The organism is Pantoea sp. B566 (assembly GCF_024793925.1).
Lineage (GTDB): Bacteria > Pseudomonadota > Gammaproteobacteria > Enterobacterales > Enterobacteriaceae > Pantoea > Pantoea ananatis.
In genome coordinates this window covers 1,315,340-1,330,821 of record NZ_JANUQL010000003.1, presented here as the reverse complement: position 1 = coordinate 1,330,821, position 15,482 = coordinate 1,315,340, and the positions used below count along the sequence as shown (strand labels likewise).

General features: G+C 56.9%; 15 protein-coding genes. 11 read left to right on the top strand and 4 right to left on the bottom strand.

The genetic code is table 11. The annotated features are described in order from the left end of the window. Nucleotides 1–79: 79 nt before the first annotated feature. From NYE92_RS07755 to NYE92_RS07745, 3 genes are read right to left on the bottom strand one after another with little or no spacing between them, the layout of a single operon-like run. Nucleotides 80–1,582 (bottom strand): tripartite tricarboxylate transporter permease, encoded by a 1,503-nt coding sequence (locus tag NYE92_RS07755; protein WP_026021021.1) that lies wholly within the window; start codon nt 1,580–1,582, stop codon nt 80–82. 11 nt (nt 1,583–1,593) lie between these two features. After that, nucleotides 1,594–2,025 carry a tripartite tricarboxylate transporter TctB family protein gene (locus tag NYE92_RS07750; RefSeq protein WP_013026555.1) on the bottom strand — a complete coding sequence of 144 codons (432 nt, stop codon included), beginning with the start codon at nt 2,023–2,025 and terminating at the stop codon, nt 1,594–1,596. 12 nt (nt 2,026–2,037) lie between these two features. Continuing rightward, nucleotides 2,038–3,018, bottom strand: coding sequence for a tripartite tricarboxylate transporter substrate binding protein (locus NYE92_RS07745; protein WP_080695281.1), 981 nt, complete (start codon nt 3,016–3,018; stop codon nt 2,038–2,040). A gap of 119 nt (nt 3,019–3,137) precedes the next feature. On the opposite strand from NYE92_RS07745, the gene tctD reads away from it, so the two are divergent. Then, the gene (gene tctD / locus NYE92_RS07740) at nt 3,138–3,809 is read left to right on the top strand and encodes a transcriptional regulator TctD (protein WP_014605360.1); all 672 of its coding nucleotides are present in this window, start codon (nt 3,138–3,140) and stop codon (nt 3,807–3,809) included. Continuing rightward, nucleotides 3,800–5,188 carry a sensor histidine kinase gene (locus NYE92_RS07735; RefSeq protein ID WP_105078788.1) on the top strand — a complete coding sequence of 463 codons (1,389 nt, stop codon included), beginning with the start codon at nt 3,800–3,802 and terminating at the stop codon, nt 5,186–5,188. Before tctD ends, NYE92_RS07735 begins: the two co-directional genes overlap by 10 nt. Here the strand turns inward: NYE92_RS07735 and NYE92_RS07730 are convergent. After that, complete coding sequence (locus NYE92_RS07730; RefSeq protein WP_105088688.1) at nt 5,169–6,068, bottom strand: DMT family transporter; 900 nt, start codon at nt 6,066–6,068, stop codon at nt 5,169–5,171. The two genes, NYE92_RS07735 and NYE92_RS07730, sit on opposite strands and share 20 nt — an antisense overlap. 149 nt (nt 6,069–6,217) lie before the next feature. Between NYE92_RS07730 and pdxB the strand changes: the two genes are divergently transcribed. From pdxB to purF, 9 genes are all read left to right on the top strand, one after another. After that, nucleotides 6,218–7,351: a 4-phosphoerythronate dehydrogenase PdxB gene (pdxB, locus tag NYE92_RS07725; protein ID WP_259018828.1), complete on the top strand. Its 1,134-nt coding sequence runs from the start codon at nt 6,218–6,220 to the stop codon at nt 7,349–7,351. 106 nt (nt 7,352–7,457) lie between these two features. Further along, a complete protein-coding gene (locus NYE92_RS07720; RefSeq protein WP_014594188.1) occupies nt 7,458–8,468 on the top strand; it encodes an aspartate-semialdehyde dehydrogenase in 1,011 nt (336 codons plus the stop codon). Beyond that, on the top strand, nt 8,468–9,271 hold the full coding sequence (gene truA, locus NYE92_RS07715) for a tRNA pseudouridine(38-40) synthase TruA (protein WP_013026548.1): 804 nt from the start codon (nt 8,468–8,470) through the stop codon (nt 9,269–9,271). The genes NYE92_RS07720 and truA overlap by 1 nt, the downstream gene beginning before the upstream one ends. A 25-nt stretch (nt 9,272–9,296) precedes the next feature. After that, entirely contained in the window at nt 9,297–9,947 is a 651-nt protein-coding gene (locus NYE92_RS07710) for a DedA family protein (RefSeq protein WP_013026547.1), read from the top strand. A gap of 161 nt (nt 9,948–10,108) precedes the next feature. Next, a complete protein-coding gene (accD, locus tag NYE92_RS07705) occupies nt 10,109–11,023 on the top strand; it encodes an acetyl-CoA carboxylase, carboxyltransferase subunit beta (protein ID WP_013026546.1) in 915 nt (304 codons plus the stop codon). Between the two features lie 91 nt (nt 11,024–11,114). After that, a complete protein-coding gene (folC, locus tag NYE92_RS07700) occupies nt 11,115–12,383 on the top strand; it encodes a bifunctional tetrahydrofolate synthase/dihydrofolate synthase (RefSeq protein ID WP_259018827.1) in 1,269 nt (422 codons plus the stop codon). Continuing rightward, nucleotides 12,373–13,164, top strand: a complete 792-nt coding sequence (gene dedD / locus NYE92_RS07695) for a cell division protein DedD (RefSeq protein ID WP_015699833.1) — start codon at nt 12,373–12,375, stop codon at nt 13,162–13,164. The genes folC and dedD overlap by 11 nt, the downstream gene beginning before the upstream one ends. A gap of 265 nt (nt 13,165–13,429) precedes the next feature. Beyond that, on the top strand, nt 13,430–13,915 hold the full coding sequence (gene cvpA / locus NYE92_RS07690; RefSeq protein ID WP_026021019.1) for a colicin V production protein: 486 nt from the start codon (nt 13,430–13,432) through the stop codon (nt 13,913–13,915). A gap of 37 nt (nt 13,916–13,952) precedes the next feature. After that, nucleotides 13,953–15,470: an amidophosphoribosyltransferase gene (gene purF / locus NYE92_RS07685; protein WP_013026542.1), complete on the top strand. Its 1,518-nt coding sequence runs from the start codon at nt 13,953–13,955 to the stop codon at nt 15,468–15,470. Nucleotides 15,471–15,482 lie beyond the last annotated feature (12 nt).

Sequence of the window (15,482 nt, the reverse complement as noted above, 5' to 3'; positions counted from 1 at the left end):
CGCCGGAAACAGAATACACTATGATAACAAAAGCCCCTGGGAAATCCACGGGGCTTGTGTGTTTCGAACAAAGATTTACTTACTGATGCGCGGGAGCGGGCTTACGGCGCAGCCGTTTCCATAGCAGCGGCACGATTAATACGGCAACGGCGAGGATCAACAGGACTTTCGCAATCGGACTTTCCCACAGAATGCCCATCTCACCGTTGCTGATCGACAAGGCACGCCGCAGGTTTTGCTCCAGCATTTCACCCAGCACGAAACCTAAAATCAGCGGTGACATGGGGAAATCCATTTTCCGCAGGATATAGCCGAAAATCCCCAGTCCGACCATCAGCAGCAGGTCAAAGGTGGTGCTGTGCACCGCATAAACGCCCACGGCCGAGATGGCGGCGATAGCCGGAACTAAAAACCACAGCGGAATCGTCAGCATCCGCGCAAACACGTTGATCATCGGGATGTTCATGATCAGCAGCATCAGGTTACCAATCAGCAGCGCGGCAATCAGTCCCCAGACGATATCCGGCTGTTCGGTAAACATCGCAGGTCCAGGCGTGATGTTGTACAGCGTCAGCGCACCGACCATGACCGCGGTGGTGCCGGAACCGGGAATGCCCAGGGTCAGCATCGGAATAAACGAGCCGCAGGCGGAGGCGTTGTTCGCCGCTTCCGGCGCAGCCACACCGCGAATATCGCCCTTACCAAACTGATCGCTGCCAGTGATTTTTTTCTCGGCCATGTAGGCGATAGCACTGGCGATAGTAGCGCCCGCGCCGGGCAGCACGCCCACAAAGAAGCCGATAAATGAGGCACGCAGTGTGGCACCCGTAGACATAGCGGCCTCTTTCATATTGAACATCATGCGGCCACTGGCACGCACCACCTTTTGCCCGCTATGGGTGGATTCCAGCATCAACAAAATTTCGCTCACTGAGAACAGGCCAATGACGACCACGACAAACTGGATGCCGTCAGAAAGGTGAACGCTGTCAAAGGTGAAGCGATAGACGCCGGTATTCGCGTCCACGCCCACGGTAGCCATGCTCAGCCCGATCAACGCCGACAGGAATGATTTAAGCGGGTTCTGACTCATCATGCTGCCCAGACAGGCAATGGCGAAGACCATAAGCGCAAAATATTCGGCCGGGCCAAACGCCAGCGACCAGCGGGCCAGCAGCGGTGCGAATAAGATGATGCCGATGATAGCGATGGTGGAACCGACAAAGGAGCTGACGGCAGAAATAGAGAGCGCCACGCCCGCTTTACCTTGCTGCGCCATCGGATAGCCATCCAGTGCGGTCATAATGGCGCCGGCATCGCCCGGAACGTTGAGCAGTATCGACGAAATACGTCCGCCGTATTCACAGCCCAGATAAACGGTGGCCAGCAGAATCAACGCGGATTCTGCAGGCAGGTGCAGGGCGAACGCCAGCGGCATCAAAATCGCTACGCCGTTGATCGGCCCGAGTCCCGGCAGTAAGCCTACGATGGTGCCGATAAAGCAGCCGATAAGGGCAATCAGCAGATTTTCCGGCGTCATGGCAACGGCAAAGCCGTGCATCAGGAAAGACCAGGTTTCCATCATTTCTCTCCTTAATTAAACAGGCTGCCAGCAGGCAAGGTAACGTCCAGTAGATGGTCGAAGGCGTAAAACAGTGACCATCCCATTACACCGCCGGACAGCACAGCGGCCCACCAGCGCGCGCCAAACAGCAGGCCGATACCAAACGTCAGCAGCGAGGTCGCTAACGGGAAGCCCAGGGTTTCAAACATCCCGCCGTACACCAGCATCATCGCCGCCAGCGCCACCAGGCGTTTCAGTGTGGCGGGCGTGGGCCACTGGATGGCATCCGGTTTTCTCAGCAGCAGCATCACGGCACAGAAAGCCATCAGGCTGAGAAGCACCAGCGGAAAAGGACGTGGGCCGACAGGCTCATAGCTGTATTCACTCTGAATCTGCCAGGCGATAACCAGTCCCGCCAGGCACAGCACTAGCCACAAGGTGGCAAAAATACGATCGCTCATGATCTCTCCCGCTTACTTAGCCAGACCAAAGGATTTCGCCTGCTCGCGATAGGCGGCAACCTGGTCTTTCACGTATTTATCCAGTTCAGCGCCAAACATATTGAATTCGAACAGGCCACGCAGTTCACGCTGCTTCTTGAATTCCGGGGTTTGCACCATTTTCTCAAAGGCGCTCTGCCACCACTGATAATCGGCATCGCTGACTTTAGGGCCAAGATAGAAGCCGCGAATAATCGGCCATTCCACGTTAAAGCCCTGCTCTTTGGCGGTAGGAATCGAGGCCAACTGATCGGGCAGGCGTTTGTCTGCCATTACCGCCAGCACGCGCAGTTTGCCCCCTTGTAAATGCGGCACCATCTCGCTGAGATCGCCCGACATCACCTGAATATGATTACCCAGCAGGGCGGTGACGACTTCACCACCGCCTTCAAACGCGACATAGCGCATTTTGCGCGGATCAATACCGGCTTCTTTTGCGACCAGCGCCGTTTTCATCCAGTCCTGGCTGCCGATAGAGGCACCCGCACCCACCACCACTTTGGTGGGATTTTTTTTCATATCCGCCATGAGTTCGCCCAGGTTTTTCCACGGCGCGTCTTCACGCACGGCAATCATGCCGTAATCGGTACCGATCGCCGCCAGCCACTTCACGTCATCAACCGAGTAGCGACCAAATTTTCCCTGCGACAGGTTCAGCAGCGATCCCCCCGAAAAGGCCACGACCGTACCGGCTTCGGCAGGACGCTGCGCAACGATCGCGTTATAGGCCACCGCGCCTACGCCACCTGGCATGTAGGTAATGCGCATCGGCTTCTCGATCTGCTTCGTTTCCATCAGCGAAACCTGAATCAGCTTACAGGTCAGGTCAAAACCGCCGCCGGGTTTAGCCGGTGCGATGCATTCTGTTCTGTCGGGTGCAGCAGCATAACCTGATGAGGGCAACATAAGAGCCAGTAGGGCAGAGGCGAGGGCGGTGTGGATTATTTTTTTCATCGTGCGCTCCATCTTTGTTTCAGAGTGTGATTACTACCGACTATTCGGTGTTATTGAATTGTTAAAACAGCAACCTTTCATTTACCTTTCATTCATGAGGTTTAGTGAAAGGATGTGATATGCGTCTCTTACTGGTGGAAGACACGGCCGAGCTGGCGCGGTGGTTACAGAAAGCGTTAACACAAAAAGGCTTTGCTGTGGACTGGGTGGCGGACGGCCTGGCGGCCGATCACAGCCTGCAAAGTGAAGACTATGCGCTGGTCGTACTGGATGTCTCTCTGCCGCGCCTGGACGGCATTGAAGTATTAACCCGGCTGCGCCGCCGGGGACAAACTGTGCCGGTACTGATGCTGACCGCGCGTACTACGCTGGATGACCGCGTGCGCGGTCTGAACACCGGGGCGGATGACTATCTGACCAAACCCTTTGAACTGGATGAGCTGGACGCGCGCCTGCGAGCGCTACTGCGGCGTTCTCAGGGGCAATCGCCACAAAACCAAACGCTGGGCCAGTTGGTGCTGAACGGCGAGGGTTACTTTTTGCTGGCCGAAAAACCGCTGGCGCTGACGCCGCGAGAATCCAGCGTGCTGACTACGCTGATGCAGCGTCAGGGTCGCCCGGTCTCGCGGCAACATTTGTATGAACAAACCTTTACGCTGGCGGATGAAGCCAGCCCGGAAAGTATTGAACTCTATGTGCATCGGGTGCGCAAAAAACTGGCCGGAAGTGATGTCGGTATTGTGACGCTACGCGGTCTGGGTTACAGCCTGGAAACCCTGGCATGCGATTAATCACCTCGCTACGGGGAGAGCTGCTCGCCTGGCTGGGACTGCCATTGCTCCTGCTGTGGATTCTGTCGGTTTATACGCATTACCAGAGCGGCCTGGCGGCGGCGAATCAGGCCTACGATCGTTCGCTGCTGGCCTCTGCGCGCACCGTTGCCGAGCGGCTGGTGGTCCGTCATCAGCATCTGGAGGTCGATGTGCCCTGGGTCGTGCTCGACAGCTTTGAGCGCAATATGAACGATCGCCTGTTTTACCAGGTGATTTCGCCCCAGGGCAAAACGCTGTCGGGTTATGACGGGCTGCCGCCGATTCCGGCCACCAGCGAGATGTCTGAAGCCTATCCTGCGTTAGTCCATTTTTATGACGGGTTTTACCAGAAACAGCGCATTCGGGTCGCGGCCTTATGGCAGCCGGTCAGCGAGGCGGGCGTGGAAGGTATGGCGCTGGTGCTGGTGGCGGAAACTATCCATTCCCGTGAGGCGTTTGCCCAGGGGCTGATGCGGACAGCCTTACTTAGCCAGAGCGCGCTGGTGCTCATCGCCTTGTTGCTGGCGAGCATGATGCTGCGCCGGGTATTACGGCCTTTACGTCGGCTGTCAAAGATTGTCCTGCGCCGCGACGGTGCTGAACTGACCCCGCTGCCTTCGCTGCCCTGGTCGGAACTTCAGCCGCTCATTGTGGCCTTTAACCGCTATCTGGAACGGCTGAGAAAATTGCTGGCACGGCAGGATCGGTTCAGCGCCGATGCCGCGCATCAGCTACGCACACCGCTCACCATTCTGAAAACGCAGATTAGCACGGCGCTGGATAGCGATCGGCCCGAACAGTGGCGGGAAAGTCTACAGAGCATGCACTACACGCTGGATGACACCATTCTGCTCACCGACCGTCTGTTACAACTGTCGCGCATCAAAGCCCGTCACGGGGAAGATAAACCCATGACGCGGGTGGATTTGGCGGCAGTGGTGCGTGAAGCGTGCCTGAGTCGTTATGCAGCGGCGCGCGCGAAACAGATTGACCTGGGTTACGAAGGGGATGAGCACGGTGAGGTGAAAGGCGATGCGCTGTTGCTGGGCGAGATGTGCGCCAACCTGCTGGATAACGCGATTAAGTACACGCCAGCGCAGGGCATGATTACGGCCCGCGTAGAGAACGGCAGGCTGCAAATTGAAGACTCGGGACCGGGGATTAGCCGGGAAGAGCAACAAAAAGCACTGCGGCCTTTTATCCGGCTGGATAATGCCGCGATGCAGGCCGGAGCGGGCATTGGACTGGCGCTGGTACAGGATATTTGTGCCTGGCACGGGGCGGCCGTCACGCTGGAGAGCAGTCCGTTACTGGGCGGACTGCGTGTTTCCGTCAATTTTAGCGCGGATCGGCCTTAATCGATTTGCGCGCGCTCAGCGGCCTGCGCAGCCGCTGTGCCAGCAAAACGCCCGTCAGCGTCAGACCGCCGCCGATCCAGTGATAGCTGTGCAGATGCTCATGCAGAAACAGCACCGCAATCAGGGCGGTAAAAACCGGCGTCAAATTCATAAAGATGCTGGTGATGCTGGCACCTAATTTTTGCACGCCATGGATCCACAGCCAGGGGGCAAGAATCGAGGCAAACAGCCCGGCAAAAGCCACCAGCGGAAGGTTATGCGGCGTAAGCGCCACGTCCGGCGTCATCAGAAAGCCGGGTAACAGCAACAGAACGCCAAAGGCAATTTGCACATACAGGCTCTGCCAGACCGGCAGCGGAATTGACCAGCGTTTGGTCATCACGCCATAAAGCGCATAGCTGGCTGAGGCCGCCAGCATCATGGCTTCACCTGCTCCGATGCCGTGATGCAGCAACTGATCAAGATTGCCTGCGCTGACCAACCAGATTAAGCCACAAAAGGAGATCAGGCTGCCCGCCAGAATCCCCACGGTCGGGGCAATGCGCAGTATGACCACACTGAGCAATACCGTTAACAGTGGGATTAGCGCGGCGATAATACCCATAAACAGGGCGCTCACGCTGTGCGCGGCATAGTAGGCCAGGCTTTGGTACAGCGCCATGCCCAGCAGACCCAGAACCATCAAGCGCAAGAGGTGCGGCCGGATCGTCTGCCATTGCCGTATCACACCCGGTAACACAAACGGGGTCAGGACCAGCAACGCCAGTAACCAGCGATAAAAAGAAATCGCCGCAGGCTCGATGGCACTCGCCGATAATTTATTAACGATAGCATTAACCGACCAAATTAAGACCGCAAACAGCGGGAACAAAAAGAACATAATATGACTCCAGCCTCAGACCCGCCGCAGTGTACGCCTGTGTTGCCCCTTTCTGCCAGCCTTAGCACTCACTGCACAGCGTGGTTAGGCTAACGCGGGGCTTTTGTGCCAAAATAGCGCCCTTAAATGCAACACACAGGAAAGCCGTGGTGAAAATTCTCGTCGATGAAAACATGCCCTATGCCCGTGAACTCTTTAGCCGCACGGGCGAGGTGGTCGCTGTCCCTGGCAGGCCGCTTCCTGAAGCCCAACTGGCCGATGCCGATGGCCTGATGGTGCGTTCCGTGACCCAGGTTAACGCTGCGTTACTGCAGGACAAGCCCGTAAAGTTTGTCGGCACGGCAACCGCGGGCACAGATCATATTGACGAAGACTGGCTTGAGCAGGCGGGCATTGCATTTTCTGCCGCGCCGGGCTGTAACGCGATCGCCGTCGTAGAGTATGTTTTTTCTGCCTTGCTGCTGCTGGCGGAGCGCGACGGTTTTCAGTTGCGCGATCGCACGGTGGGTATCGTTGGCGTCGGTAACGTGGGCGGGCGATTGCAGAAACGCCTTGAAGCCTGGGGCGTGAAAACCCTGCTGTGCGATCCGCCGCGCGCTGACCGGGGTGACAAAGAGGATTTTCACTCGCTCGATGCGCTGGTGGAACAGGCCGATATTTTAACGTTTCATACGCCGCTGTTTAAATCTGGCCCCTACAAGAGCTGGCATCTGGCCGATGCCGCGCGGCTGATGGCCCTGAAGCCCAACGCCATTCTGATTAACGCCTGCCGCGGCCCGGTGGTGGATAACGCCGCGCTGCTGGAAGTCCTGAACATGCGTCCCGATCTCAGCGTGGTGCTGGACGTCTGGGAACCTGAACCGGATCTCTCCCTGGCGCTGCTGGATAAGGTGGATATCGCGACGGCCCACATTGCTGGTTATACCCTGGAGGGCAAGGCGCGCGGCACCACCCAGGTTTTTGAGGCCTGGTGCGACTTTATTGGTCAACCGCAGCAGGTGCCGCTGAGTAGCATGCTACCGACGCCGGAATTCAGCCAGATCAGCCTGAACGGGCCGCTCGATCAGCCAACGCTGAAACGGTTAGTGCATCTGGTGTATGATGTGCGCCGCGATGATGCGCCCCTGCGAAAAGTGGCGGCAAAACCGGGCGAGTTTGACCGCCTGCGCAAACAGTATGAAGAGCGTCGCGAATGGTCATCATTACAGGTGAACTGTGATAATGAAGCCACCGCTGAGCAGCTTATTCAGCTGGGCTTTAACGCCATATTATCCTCAACCTGATGGGTTCAGCCGGGTAACGCGCGGCTGAAGGTAGGGATAATTCTGAATCCCCGGGCGGTGACATCACCGCCTTCTGTTTTTATGTCATTGTCTGAGGTAAACCAACATGTCTGACGGCTGGAATATTGCGCTACTGGGCGCAACAGGCGCAGTAGGGAACGCTGTACTGGAACTACTGGCTCAACGCCAGTTCCCGGTTGGTGAATTGTATTTGCTGGCGAGCGACAACGGTGCCGGTGAAATCAAACGTTTTGAAGGACGTTCTGTGCGCGTTGAAGACGCGGCCGGGTTTGACTGGTCACAGGCGCAGCTGGCCTTTTTTGTCGCCGGTCGCGATGCATCAGAACGCTATGCCGAAGAGGCGGCGGGCGCGGGCTGTCTGGTGATCGACAGCAGCGAGCTGTTTGCCCTGTCACCGGACGTGCCGCTGGTGGTGCCGGATGTGAATCCACAGGTGCTGGCCGATTACCGTAATCGCAACATCATCAGCGTGGCGGATAATCTGGTGAGTCAACTGCTGACGGCAATCAAACCGCTGGTGGATGCGGCAGGTTTGGGCCGTTTACAGGTCACCAATCTGATCTCTGTCTCCACCCACGGCAAAGTGGCCGTGGATGCGCTGGCCGGTGAGAGTGCGCGTCTGCTGAACGGCGTGCCCGCTGACGAACACCACTTTGGCCGCCAGCTGGCCTTTAACCTTCTGCCGCAGTTGGCAGATAGCGAAGGCAGCGTAGAAAGCGAGCGCCGTCTGGTCGATCAGGTACGTAAAGTCCTGCAGGACGAGGGTTTGCCCGTGGCGGTCAGCAGCATTCAGGCGCCGGTATTTTATGGCAATGCGCAGATCGTACATATTGAAAACCTGCGCCCGCTGTCGGCGGAAGAGGCAAGGGCAGAGCTGGCGCTGGCTGCGGATATTCATCTGAGCGAAGAGGATGCGGTGCCGACGCCGGTTACCGATGCCTCGGGCAGCGATGAACTGAGCATTGGCTGTGTGCGTAACGACTACGGCATTCCTGAGCTGTTGCAGTTCTGGTCGGTGGCCGACAACGTCCGTTTCGGCGGTGCGCTGATGGCGGTGAAGACCGCTGAGAAGCTGGTTCAGGAGTACATGTACTGATGTCAGAAGGTCAGACACAAAAACTGGCACTGGGCATCGAGTACGACGGCAGCCGCTACTATGGCTGGCAACGACAGCAGGAAGTGCGCAGCGTGCAGGAAAAGCTGGAACGGGCGCTGTCGAAAGTGGCCGACCATCCGGTCAGCGTGTTCTGTGCCGGCCGCACCGATGCCGGCGTACACGGCACCGGCCAGGTGGTGCATTTTGAAACCGTTGCGCAGCGCGCCGATGCCGCCTGGACGCTGGGCGTGAACGCCAATCTGCCAGACGATATCGCCGTACGTTGGGTCAAGGCGGTGCCGGACGACTTTCACGCGCGTTTTAGCGCAACCGCCAGGCGTTATCGCTATTTGATCTACAATCAGCGGCTCCGTCCGGCGATTCTGGGTAATGGCGTGACGCATTTTTACTATCCTCTGGATGTAGAAAAGATGCAGCGCGCCGGACAGTGCCTGCTGGGCGAGAATGATTTTACCTCTTTCCGCGCCGTGCAGTGTCAGTCGCGAACGCCGTGGCGCAACGTGATGCACCTGAACGTCACGCGCCACGGGCCTTATGTGATTGTCGATATTAAAGCCAATGCGTTTGTGCACCATATGGTGCGCAATATTGTCGGTAGTCTGATGGAAATTGGCTGCGGCAATCAGTCAGAATCCTGGATGGCGGAACTGCTGGCGGCTAAAGATCGCACGCTGGCGGCGGCAACGGCGAAAGCCGAAGGGCTTTATCTGGTGGCGGTGGATTATCCCGTGCATTTTGCTTTACCTCAGCCGGCGATGGGGCCATTGTTCCTCGCGGATTAATTAACCTTACGTACAAGGGATCGTTATGGAGTTTATCCATTTTGTGGTCGATTTTATTCTGCACATTGATGTGCATCTGGCCGAATTAGTCGCGCAGTATGGCATCTGGATCTACGCCATCCTGTTTCTGATTTTGTTCTGCGAAACGGGCTTAGTCGTCACGCCGTTTTTGCCGGGTGATTCACTGCTGTTCGTGGCAGGGGCGCTGGCCGCGTTGCCGGGTAACGATCTCAACGTGCATCTCATGGTGGCGCTATTGGTCATTGCCGCTATTCTGGGGGACGCCGTGAACTACACCATCGGCAAACTCTTTGGCGAACGGCTGTTCAGCAACCCGAACTCGAAAATTTTCCGCCGCAGCTATCTGGATAAAACCCATGCCTTTTATGCCCGGCACGGTGGGAAAACCATTATCCTGGCGCGCTTCGTGCCCATTGTGCGGACCTTTGCGCCTTTCGTCGCCGGAATGGGACACATGTCCTACCGCCACTTCGCCCTGTTTAACGTCGCGGGCGCGCTGGCCTGGGTGCTGCTGTTTTCCTATGCGGGTTATCTGTTTGGCGATTTGCCCGTGGTACAGGAAAACCTTAAGCTGCTTATCCTCGGGATTATCGTGGTGTCGATTCTGCCAGGTGTGATTGAAATCTGGCGCCATCGCCGCCAGGCTAAGCAGTAAAATTATCCCTGAGTAGCCGCGTTGCTCAGGGGTAAGACCAGATTTTTATCCACAGTCTTAATTGGTTGTGGTTTAATGAGCGACATTTACCGTCTGCTGAAGCGGTTTTCAGCAGTATCAAGACGACTGGACCAGGTCAGTTTTAAACAGAAAGGTCATCAATGAGCTGGATTGAACGCATTCTTAATAAAAGCAACATTACGCCCACAAGTCGCGCCAGTATTCCGGAAGGAGTGTGGACGAAATGCGACAGCTGTGGCCAGGTACTTTATCGTGCCGAGCTGGAGCGTAATCTTGAGGTCTGCCCTAAGTGCGACCACCACATGCGCATGCATGCCCGTGAGCGCCTGGCGAGCCTGCTCGATCAGGGCACGCTGGTTGAGCTGGGCAGCGAGCTGGAACCCAAGGATCTGTTGAAGTTCCGGGATTCCAAAAAGTATAAAGATCGTCTGGTTGCTGCACAGAAAGCCACGAATGAGAAAGATGCGCTGATCGTGATGAAAGGTCAGCTGCACGGTATGCCGGTTGTGGCGGCCGCCTTTGAATTCGCCTTTATGGGCGGCTCAATGGGATCGGTGGTTGGCGCACGTTTCGTCCGGGCTGTTGAGCAGGCGCTGGAAGATAACTGCCCGCTGATCTGCTTCTCCGCCAGTGGCGGTGCGCGTATGCAGGAAGCGTTAATGTCGCTGATGCAGATGGCCAAAACCAGTGCCGCGCTGGCGAAAATGCAGGAACGCGGTCTGCCGTATATTTCGGTGCTGACCGACCCGACCATGGGCGGCGTGTCTGCCAGCTTTGCGATGCTGGGCGATCTGAATATTGCCGAACCTAAAGCCCTGATCGGCTTTGCGGGTCCACGTGTGATTGAGCAGACCGTTCGTGAAAAACTGCCGCCGGGCTTCCAGCGGAGTGAGTTTTTGATCGAGAAAGGGGCGATTGATATGATCATTCGTCGTCCGGAAATGCGCTATAAACTGGCGAGTCTGCTGGCAAAAATGATGAATCTGCCCGCACCGCTGCACGACGGTGAAGCGTTCGCACCTGCGACGAGCCATCCGGAGAGCAACGAGGCCTGACAGGAGACAGAAGGTGCGCAGGTCGCGCCTTCCACCAATGCACCGTATACCTTGCGGCTTTCATCGGGTATAAATTTGCAAAACGGGACATATGGACAATCTTCACCTTCCTCAAGCCACGTCGCCTTTGGCCACGTGGCTTTATTATCTTGAGCACCTCCACTCTCAGGCGATAGAACTGGGCCTGGATCGTATTCGCCAGGTGGCGCAAGGTCTGGACCTGCTCAAGCCTGCACCCTTCGTTTTTACCGTTGCGGGCACCAATGGCAAAGGGACCACCTGTCGCACCCTGGAAACCTTACTGATGGCAGCCGGCTATCGGGTTGGGGTTTACAGCTCGCCGCACCTTGTGCGCTACACCGAGCGCGTCCGGATTCAGGGGCAGGAACTCAGTGAAGCCCAACACAGCGCCAGTTTTGCCGATATTGAGGCCGGACGGGGTACGGTTTCTCTGACCTACTTTGAATTTGGCACGCTCTCGGCGCTTAACCTGTTTAAGCAGGCGGGGCTGGATGTCGTCATTCTGGAAGTCGGGTTGGGCGGTCGGCTGGACGCGACCAATATTGTCGATGCGGATGTCGCGGTGATTACCAGTATCGCGCTGGATCATACCGACTGGCTTGGCCCGGATCGTGACAGTATTGGCCGGGAAAAAGCCGGTGTCTTCCGCCAGGCGAAACCCGCCGTGGTCGGTGAACCTGATATGCCTGCCACAATTGCTCAGGTTGCCCGTGAAAAAGGTGCGCGGTTAATGCAGCACGGGCGCGACTGGCACTATCATCAGCAGGCAGAGAGCTGGTCGCTGCGCGATGCGCAAGGCGAGCTGCATGATTTACCGCTGCCTCAGGTGCCGTTGCCAAATGCGGCTACCGCACTGGTGGCGCTGCGCGCCTCCTGGCTGAACGTGAGCGATGCAATCATTCGTGCGCATCTGCCGCTGGCGATTTTACCGGGACGCTTTCAGACCATCAGCGAATCCCCACGGGTGATTCTGGACGTTGCCCACAATCCGCATGCGGCGACCTATCTGGCCTCGCGACTGGCTGCATTGCCGCAAAGCGGACGCGTCCATGCGGTTGTGGGGATGCTGCACGATAAAGACATTGCCGGCACTCTGGCGGCCCTGGCACCTCAGGTGGACTGCTGGTATTGCGCACCCTTGGCCGGTCCGCGCGGTGCCAGCGCGGAGCAGCTCATGGCGCACGTAACGTCCGCTCAGGCATTTGCGGATGTTGAACAGGCCTGGCACCAGGCGCGCCAGCAGGCGGAAGCGCAGGATATTATTCTGGTCTGCGGCTCTTTCCTGACGGTGGCGCAGGTTATGGAATCGATTGAAACGGAGAAAGGACGTGGCGAGTAAGTTTCAAAACCGTTTAGTCGGTACCGTTATTCTGGTGGCCGTCGGCGTGATCGTATTGCCGGGGCTGCTGGATGGTAAGAAAAAACATTATAAAGAAGAATTTGCCGCGATCCCGCTGGTGCCCAAACCCGATGACCAGCAGGACAGCGAAATGGTGCCGCCGGTGACGCAGTCGCTGCCTGCACATCCGCCAGCAGGCGCAGGCAGTGCGGTCAGCCATTCTGATACGGATGATGATGCCGCCGCCGAGGGCAGCAGTCAGCCCGAGCAAAGTAGCGAACCGAGCGTGGTCTCACCGCCACCGGTCCATTCGTCTCCGGCCACGACAGCGCCGAAAGCCAGGCCGGTTGAGCCAACCCGACCCAAACAGGTTGAGCAGGCTAAACCGAAGTCGGTCGAGCAGACGCAGAGCAAACCGGTAGAAAAAACCAAACCGGTTGAGCAGGCTAAGCCTGTTGAAAAAACTAAACCGGCCGAGCAGTCGCAGCCTGCGGAAAAAACCGCGCCTGCGGAGCAGCCCAAAGAAACGCAGCCTGCCGGTCAGGCTTACGTTGTTCAGTTAGGCGCACTCAAGAACGCCAGCAAGGTTAACGAGATTGTGGCGAAACTGCGCCTGTCGGGTTACCGGGCCTATACCGTGCCGTCTACGCCCGTGCAGGGGCAAATCACCCGCATTTATGTGGGGCCGGATGCGTCAAAAGCGAAGATGCAGGCGGCCGTCGGCGAGCTGAAGAACGTTTCAGGCTTGAGCGGCGTGGTTAAGTCTTACAGCGCCCGCTAAAGCGCCGATTGGCGCTGCCGATAGAAATAACAGGCAGCGCCAATCGGGATGAGAACGGCAGTGCCTGACCCGGCTTAACGCTAAATTTCTGACAACTTTTCAGCCTGTTAGCGGGGTGAAAATGACACAGGCGAAGACGGATTTTTTCATCGCCTTTTTTATGGATGCAGAACCTGAAAACCCCTACGCAAACGTTTTCTTTTTCTGTTAGAATGCGCCCCGAACTGGAAGCAGGGGTGCAATGGCACTGGCGCTGGAAGAGTTCATGATCTGGATTGATTACGTCATTATTGCGGTAGTTGGTTTTTCGGCTTTGGTCAGCCTGGTTCGAGGGTTTGTCCGCGAAGCCTTATCTCTTGTTACCTGGGGATGCGCGTTTTTTGTCGCCAGTCATTACTATGCCTACCTTGCAGTCTGGTTCACAGGTTTTGACGACGAACTGGTTCGTAACGGAATCGCGATTGCGGTGCTGTTCATCGCGACCCTGATTGTGGGCGCAATCGTGAACTACGTTATCGGCTCGCTGGTTGAGAAAACTGGCCTGTCGGGAACCGATCGGGTATTAGGCGTTTGTTTCGGGGCATTGCGTGGTGTGCTCATCGTGGCCGCTCTGCTGTTCTTCCTGGATACATTCACGGGCTTTTCAAAGAGCCCGGACTGGCAGCAGTCTCAACTTATTCCCGAGTTCAGTTCTATAATCAGGTGGTTTTTTGACTACCTGAAAAGCACGTCGAGTTTTTTGCCCCGGTGAGACCACCGGGCGTACGGCTTAATGAGGAAATGACAACATGTGCGGTATTGTCGGTATCACCGGTTTCATGCCGGTCAACCAGTCGATCTATGACGCGTTAACGGTGCTCCAGCACCGTGGGCAGGATGCCGCAGGCATTTGTACCATCGATGCGCTGAACTGCTTCCGCCTGCGTAAGGCTAATGGTCTGGTCAGCGATGTTTTCGAAGCGCGTCATATGCAACGTTTACAAGGCAACATGGGGATTGGTCACGCACGCTATCCTACCGCGGGCAGCTCCAGCGCTTCTGAAGCCCAGCCATTCTACGTTAACTCGCCGTACGGTATTTCCCTTGCCCATAACGGTAACCTGACCAATGCCCACGAGCTGCGTAAGCAGCTGTTCGAAAAAGGCCGTCGTCACGTTAATACCACCTCCGATTCTGAAATCCTGTTGAATATCTTTGCGCAGGAACTGGATCGTTTTCAGCACTATCCGCTGGAAGCCGATAACGTGTTTGCCGCCATCGCTGCCGTCCACCAGCAGGTGCGTGGCGCCTATGCCGTGGTGGCGATGATCATCGGTCACGGCATGGTCGCCTTCCGCGATCCTAACGGCATTCGGCCACTGGTGCTGGGCAAACGCGTCATTGCCGATGGCCGTACCGAGTACATGGTCGCCTCCGAAAGCGTGGCGCTGGATACCCTGGGTTTTGAATTTATCCGTGACGTGGCACCGGGTGAAGCGGTTTACATCACTGAGCAGGGGCAGCTTTCAACCCGTCAGTGTGCCGAAAATCCAAAAAACAATCCTTGCCTGTTCGAATACGTCTATTTTGCGCGTCCGGACTCCTTCCTGGATAAGATTTCGGTCTACAGCGCCCGCGTGCGCATGGGCACCAAGCTGGGTCAGAAGATCGCCCGCGAGTGGGAAGATCTGGATATCGACGTGGTGATTCCCATTCCGGAAACCTCGATGGATACCGCGCTGGAAATCGCCCGCATCCTTGATAAGCCTTACCGTCAGGGGTTTGTGAAAAACCGCTACGTGGGCCGCACCTTTATCATGCCGGGCCAGCAACTGCGCCGCAGCGCCGTTCGCCGCAAGCTCAACGCTAACCGCGCTGAGTTCCGCGATAAGAACGTGCTGCTGATTGATGACTCAATTGTTCGTGGCACCACCTCCGAGCAGATTATCGAGATGGCGCGAGAGGCGGGCGCGAAAAAGGTCTATCTTGCGTCTGCCGCGCCGGAAGTGCGCTTTCCTAACGTCTACGGCATTGATATGCCCAGCGCGACCGAGCTGATTGCCCACGGCCGTGAAGTGGAAGAGATTCGCCAGATTATCAAAGCAGATGCGCTGATTTTCCAGGATCTCGATGACCTTATCGAAGCCGTACGGGAAGAGAACCCGGATATCGTGCAGTTTGAGTGCTCCGTCTTTAACGGCATCTACGTGACGAAAGACGTCGATCAGGGCTATCTTGAATATCTGGAATCCCTGCGTAACGACGATGCGAAAGCCATCGCCCGTCAAAACGAAGTCGAAAACCTCGAGCTGCATAACGAAGGGTAAGCGAACCTGAAT

Excerpts from the sequence above, each read along its gene's own strand:
- NYE92_RS07755 (WP_026021021.1), bottom strand. The coding sequence starts at position 1,582 with ATGGAAACCTGGTCTTTCCTGATGCACGGCTTTGCCGTTGCCATGACG.
- NYE92_RS07750 (WP_013026555.1), bottom strand. The coding sequence starts at position 2,025 with ATGAGCGATCGTATTTTTGCCACCTTGTGGCTAGTGCTGTGCCTGGCG.
- NYE92_RS07745 (WP_080695281.1), bottom strand. The coding sequence starts at position 3,018 with ATGAAAAAAATAATCCACACCGCCCTCGCCTCTGCCCTACTGGCTCTT.
- tctD (WP_014605360.1), top strand. The coding sequence starts at position 3,138 with ATGCGTCTCTTACTGGTGGAAGACACGGCCGAGCTGGCGCGGTGGTTA.
- NYE92_RS07735 (WP_105078788.1), top strand. The coding sequence starts at position 3,800 with ATGCGATTAATCACCTCGCTACGGGGAGAGCTGCTCGCCTGGCTGGGA.
- NYE92_RS07730 (WP_105088688.1), bottom strand. The coding sequence starts at position 6,068 with ATGTTCTTTTTGTTCCCGCTGTTTGCGGTCTTAATTTGGTCGGTTAAT.
- NYE92_RS07720 (WP_014594188.1), top strand. The coding sequence starts at position 7,458 with ATGTCTGACGGCTGGAATATTGCGCTACTGGGCGCAACAGGCGCAGTA.
- truA (WP_013026548.1), top strand. The coding sequence starts at position 8,468 with ATGTCAGAAGGTCAGACACAAAAACTGGCACTGGGCATCGAGTACGAC.
- NYE92_RS07710 (WP_013026547.1), top strand. The coding sequence starts at position 9,297 with ATGGAGTTTATCCATTTTGTGGTCGATTTTATTCTGCACATTGATGTG.
- accD (WP_013026546.1), top strand. The coding sequence starts at position 10,109 with ATGAGCTGGATTGAACGCATTCTTAATAAAAGCAACATTACGCCCACA.
- folC (WP_259018827.1), top strand. The coding sequence starts at position 11,115 with ATGGACAATCTTCACCTTCCTCAAGCCACGTCGCCTTTGGCCACGTGG.
- cvpA (WP_026021019.1), top strand. The coding sequence starts at position 13,430 with ATGATCTGGATTGATTACGTCATTATTGCGGTAGTTGGTTTTTCGGCT.
- purF (WP_013026542.1), top strand. The coding sequence starts at position 13,953 with ATGTGCGGTATTGTCGGTATCACCGGTTTCATGCCGGTCAACCAGTCG.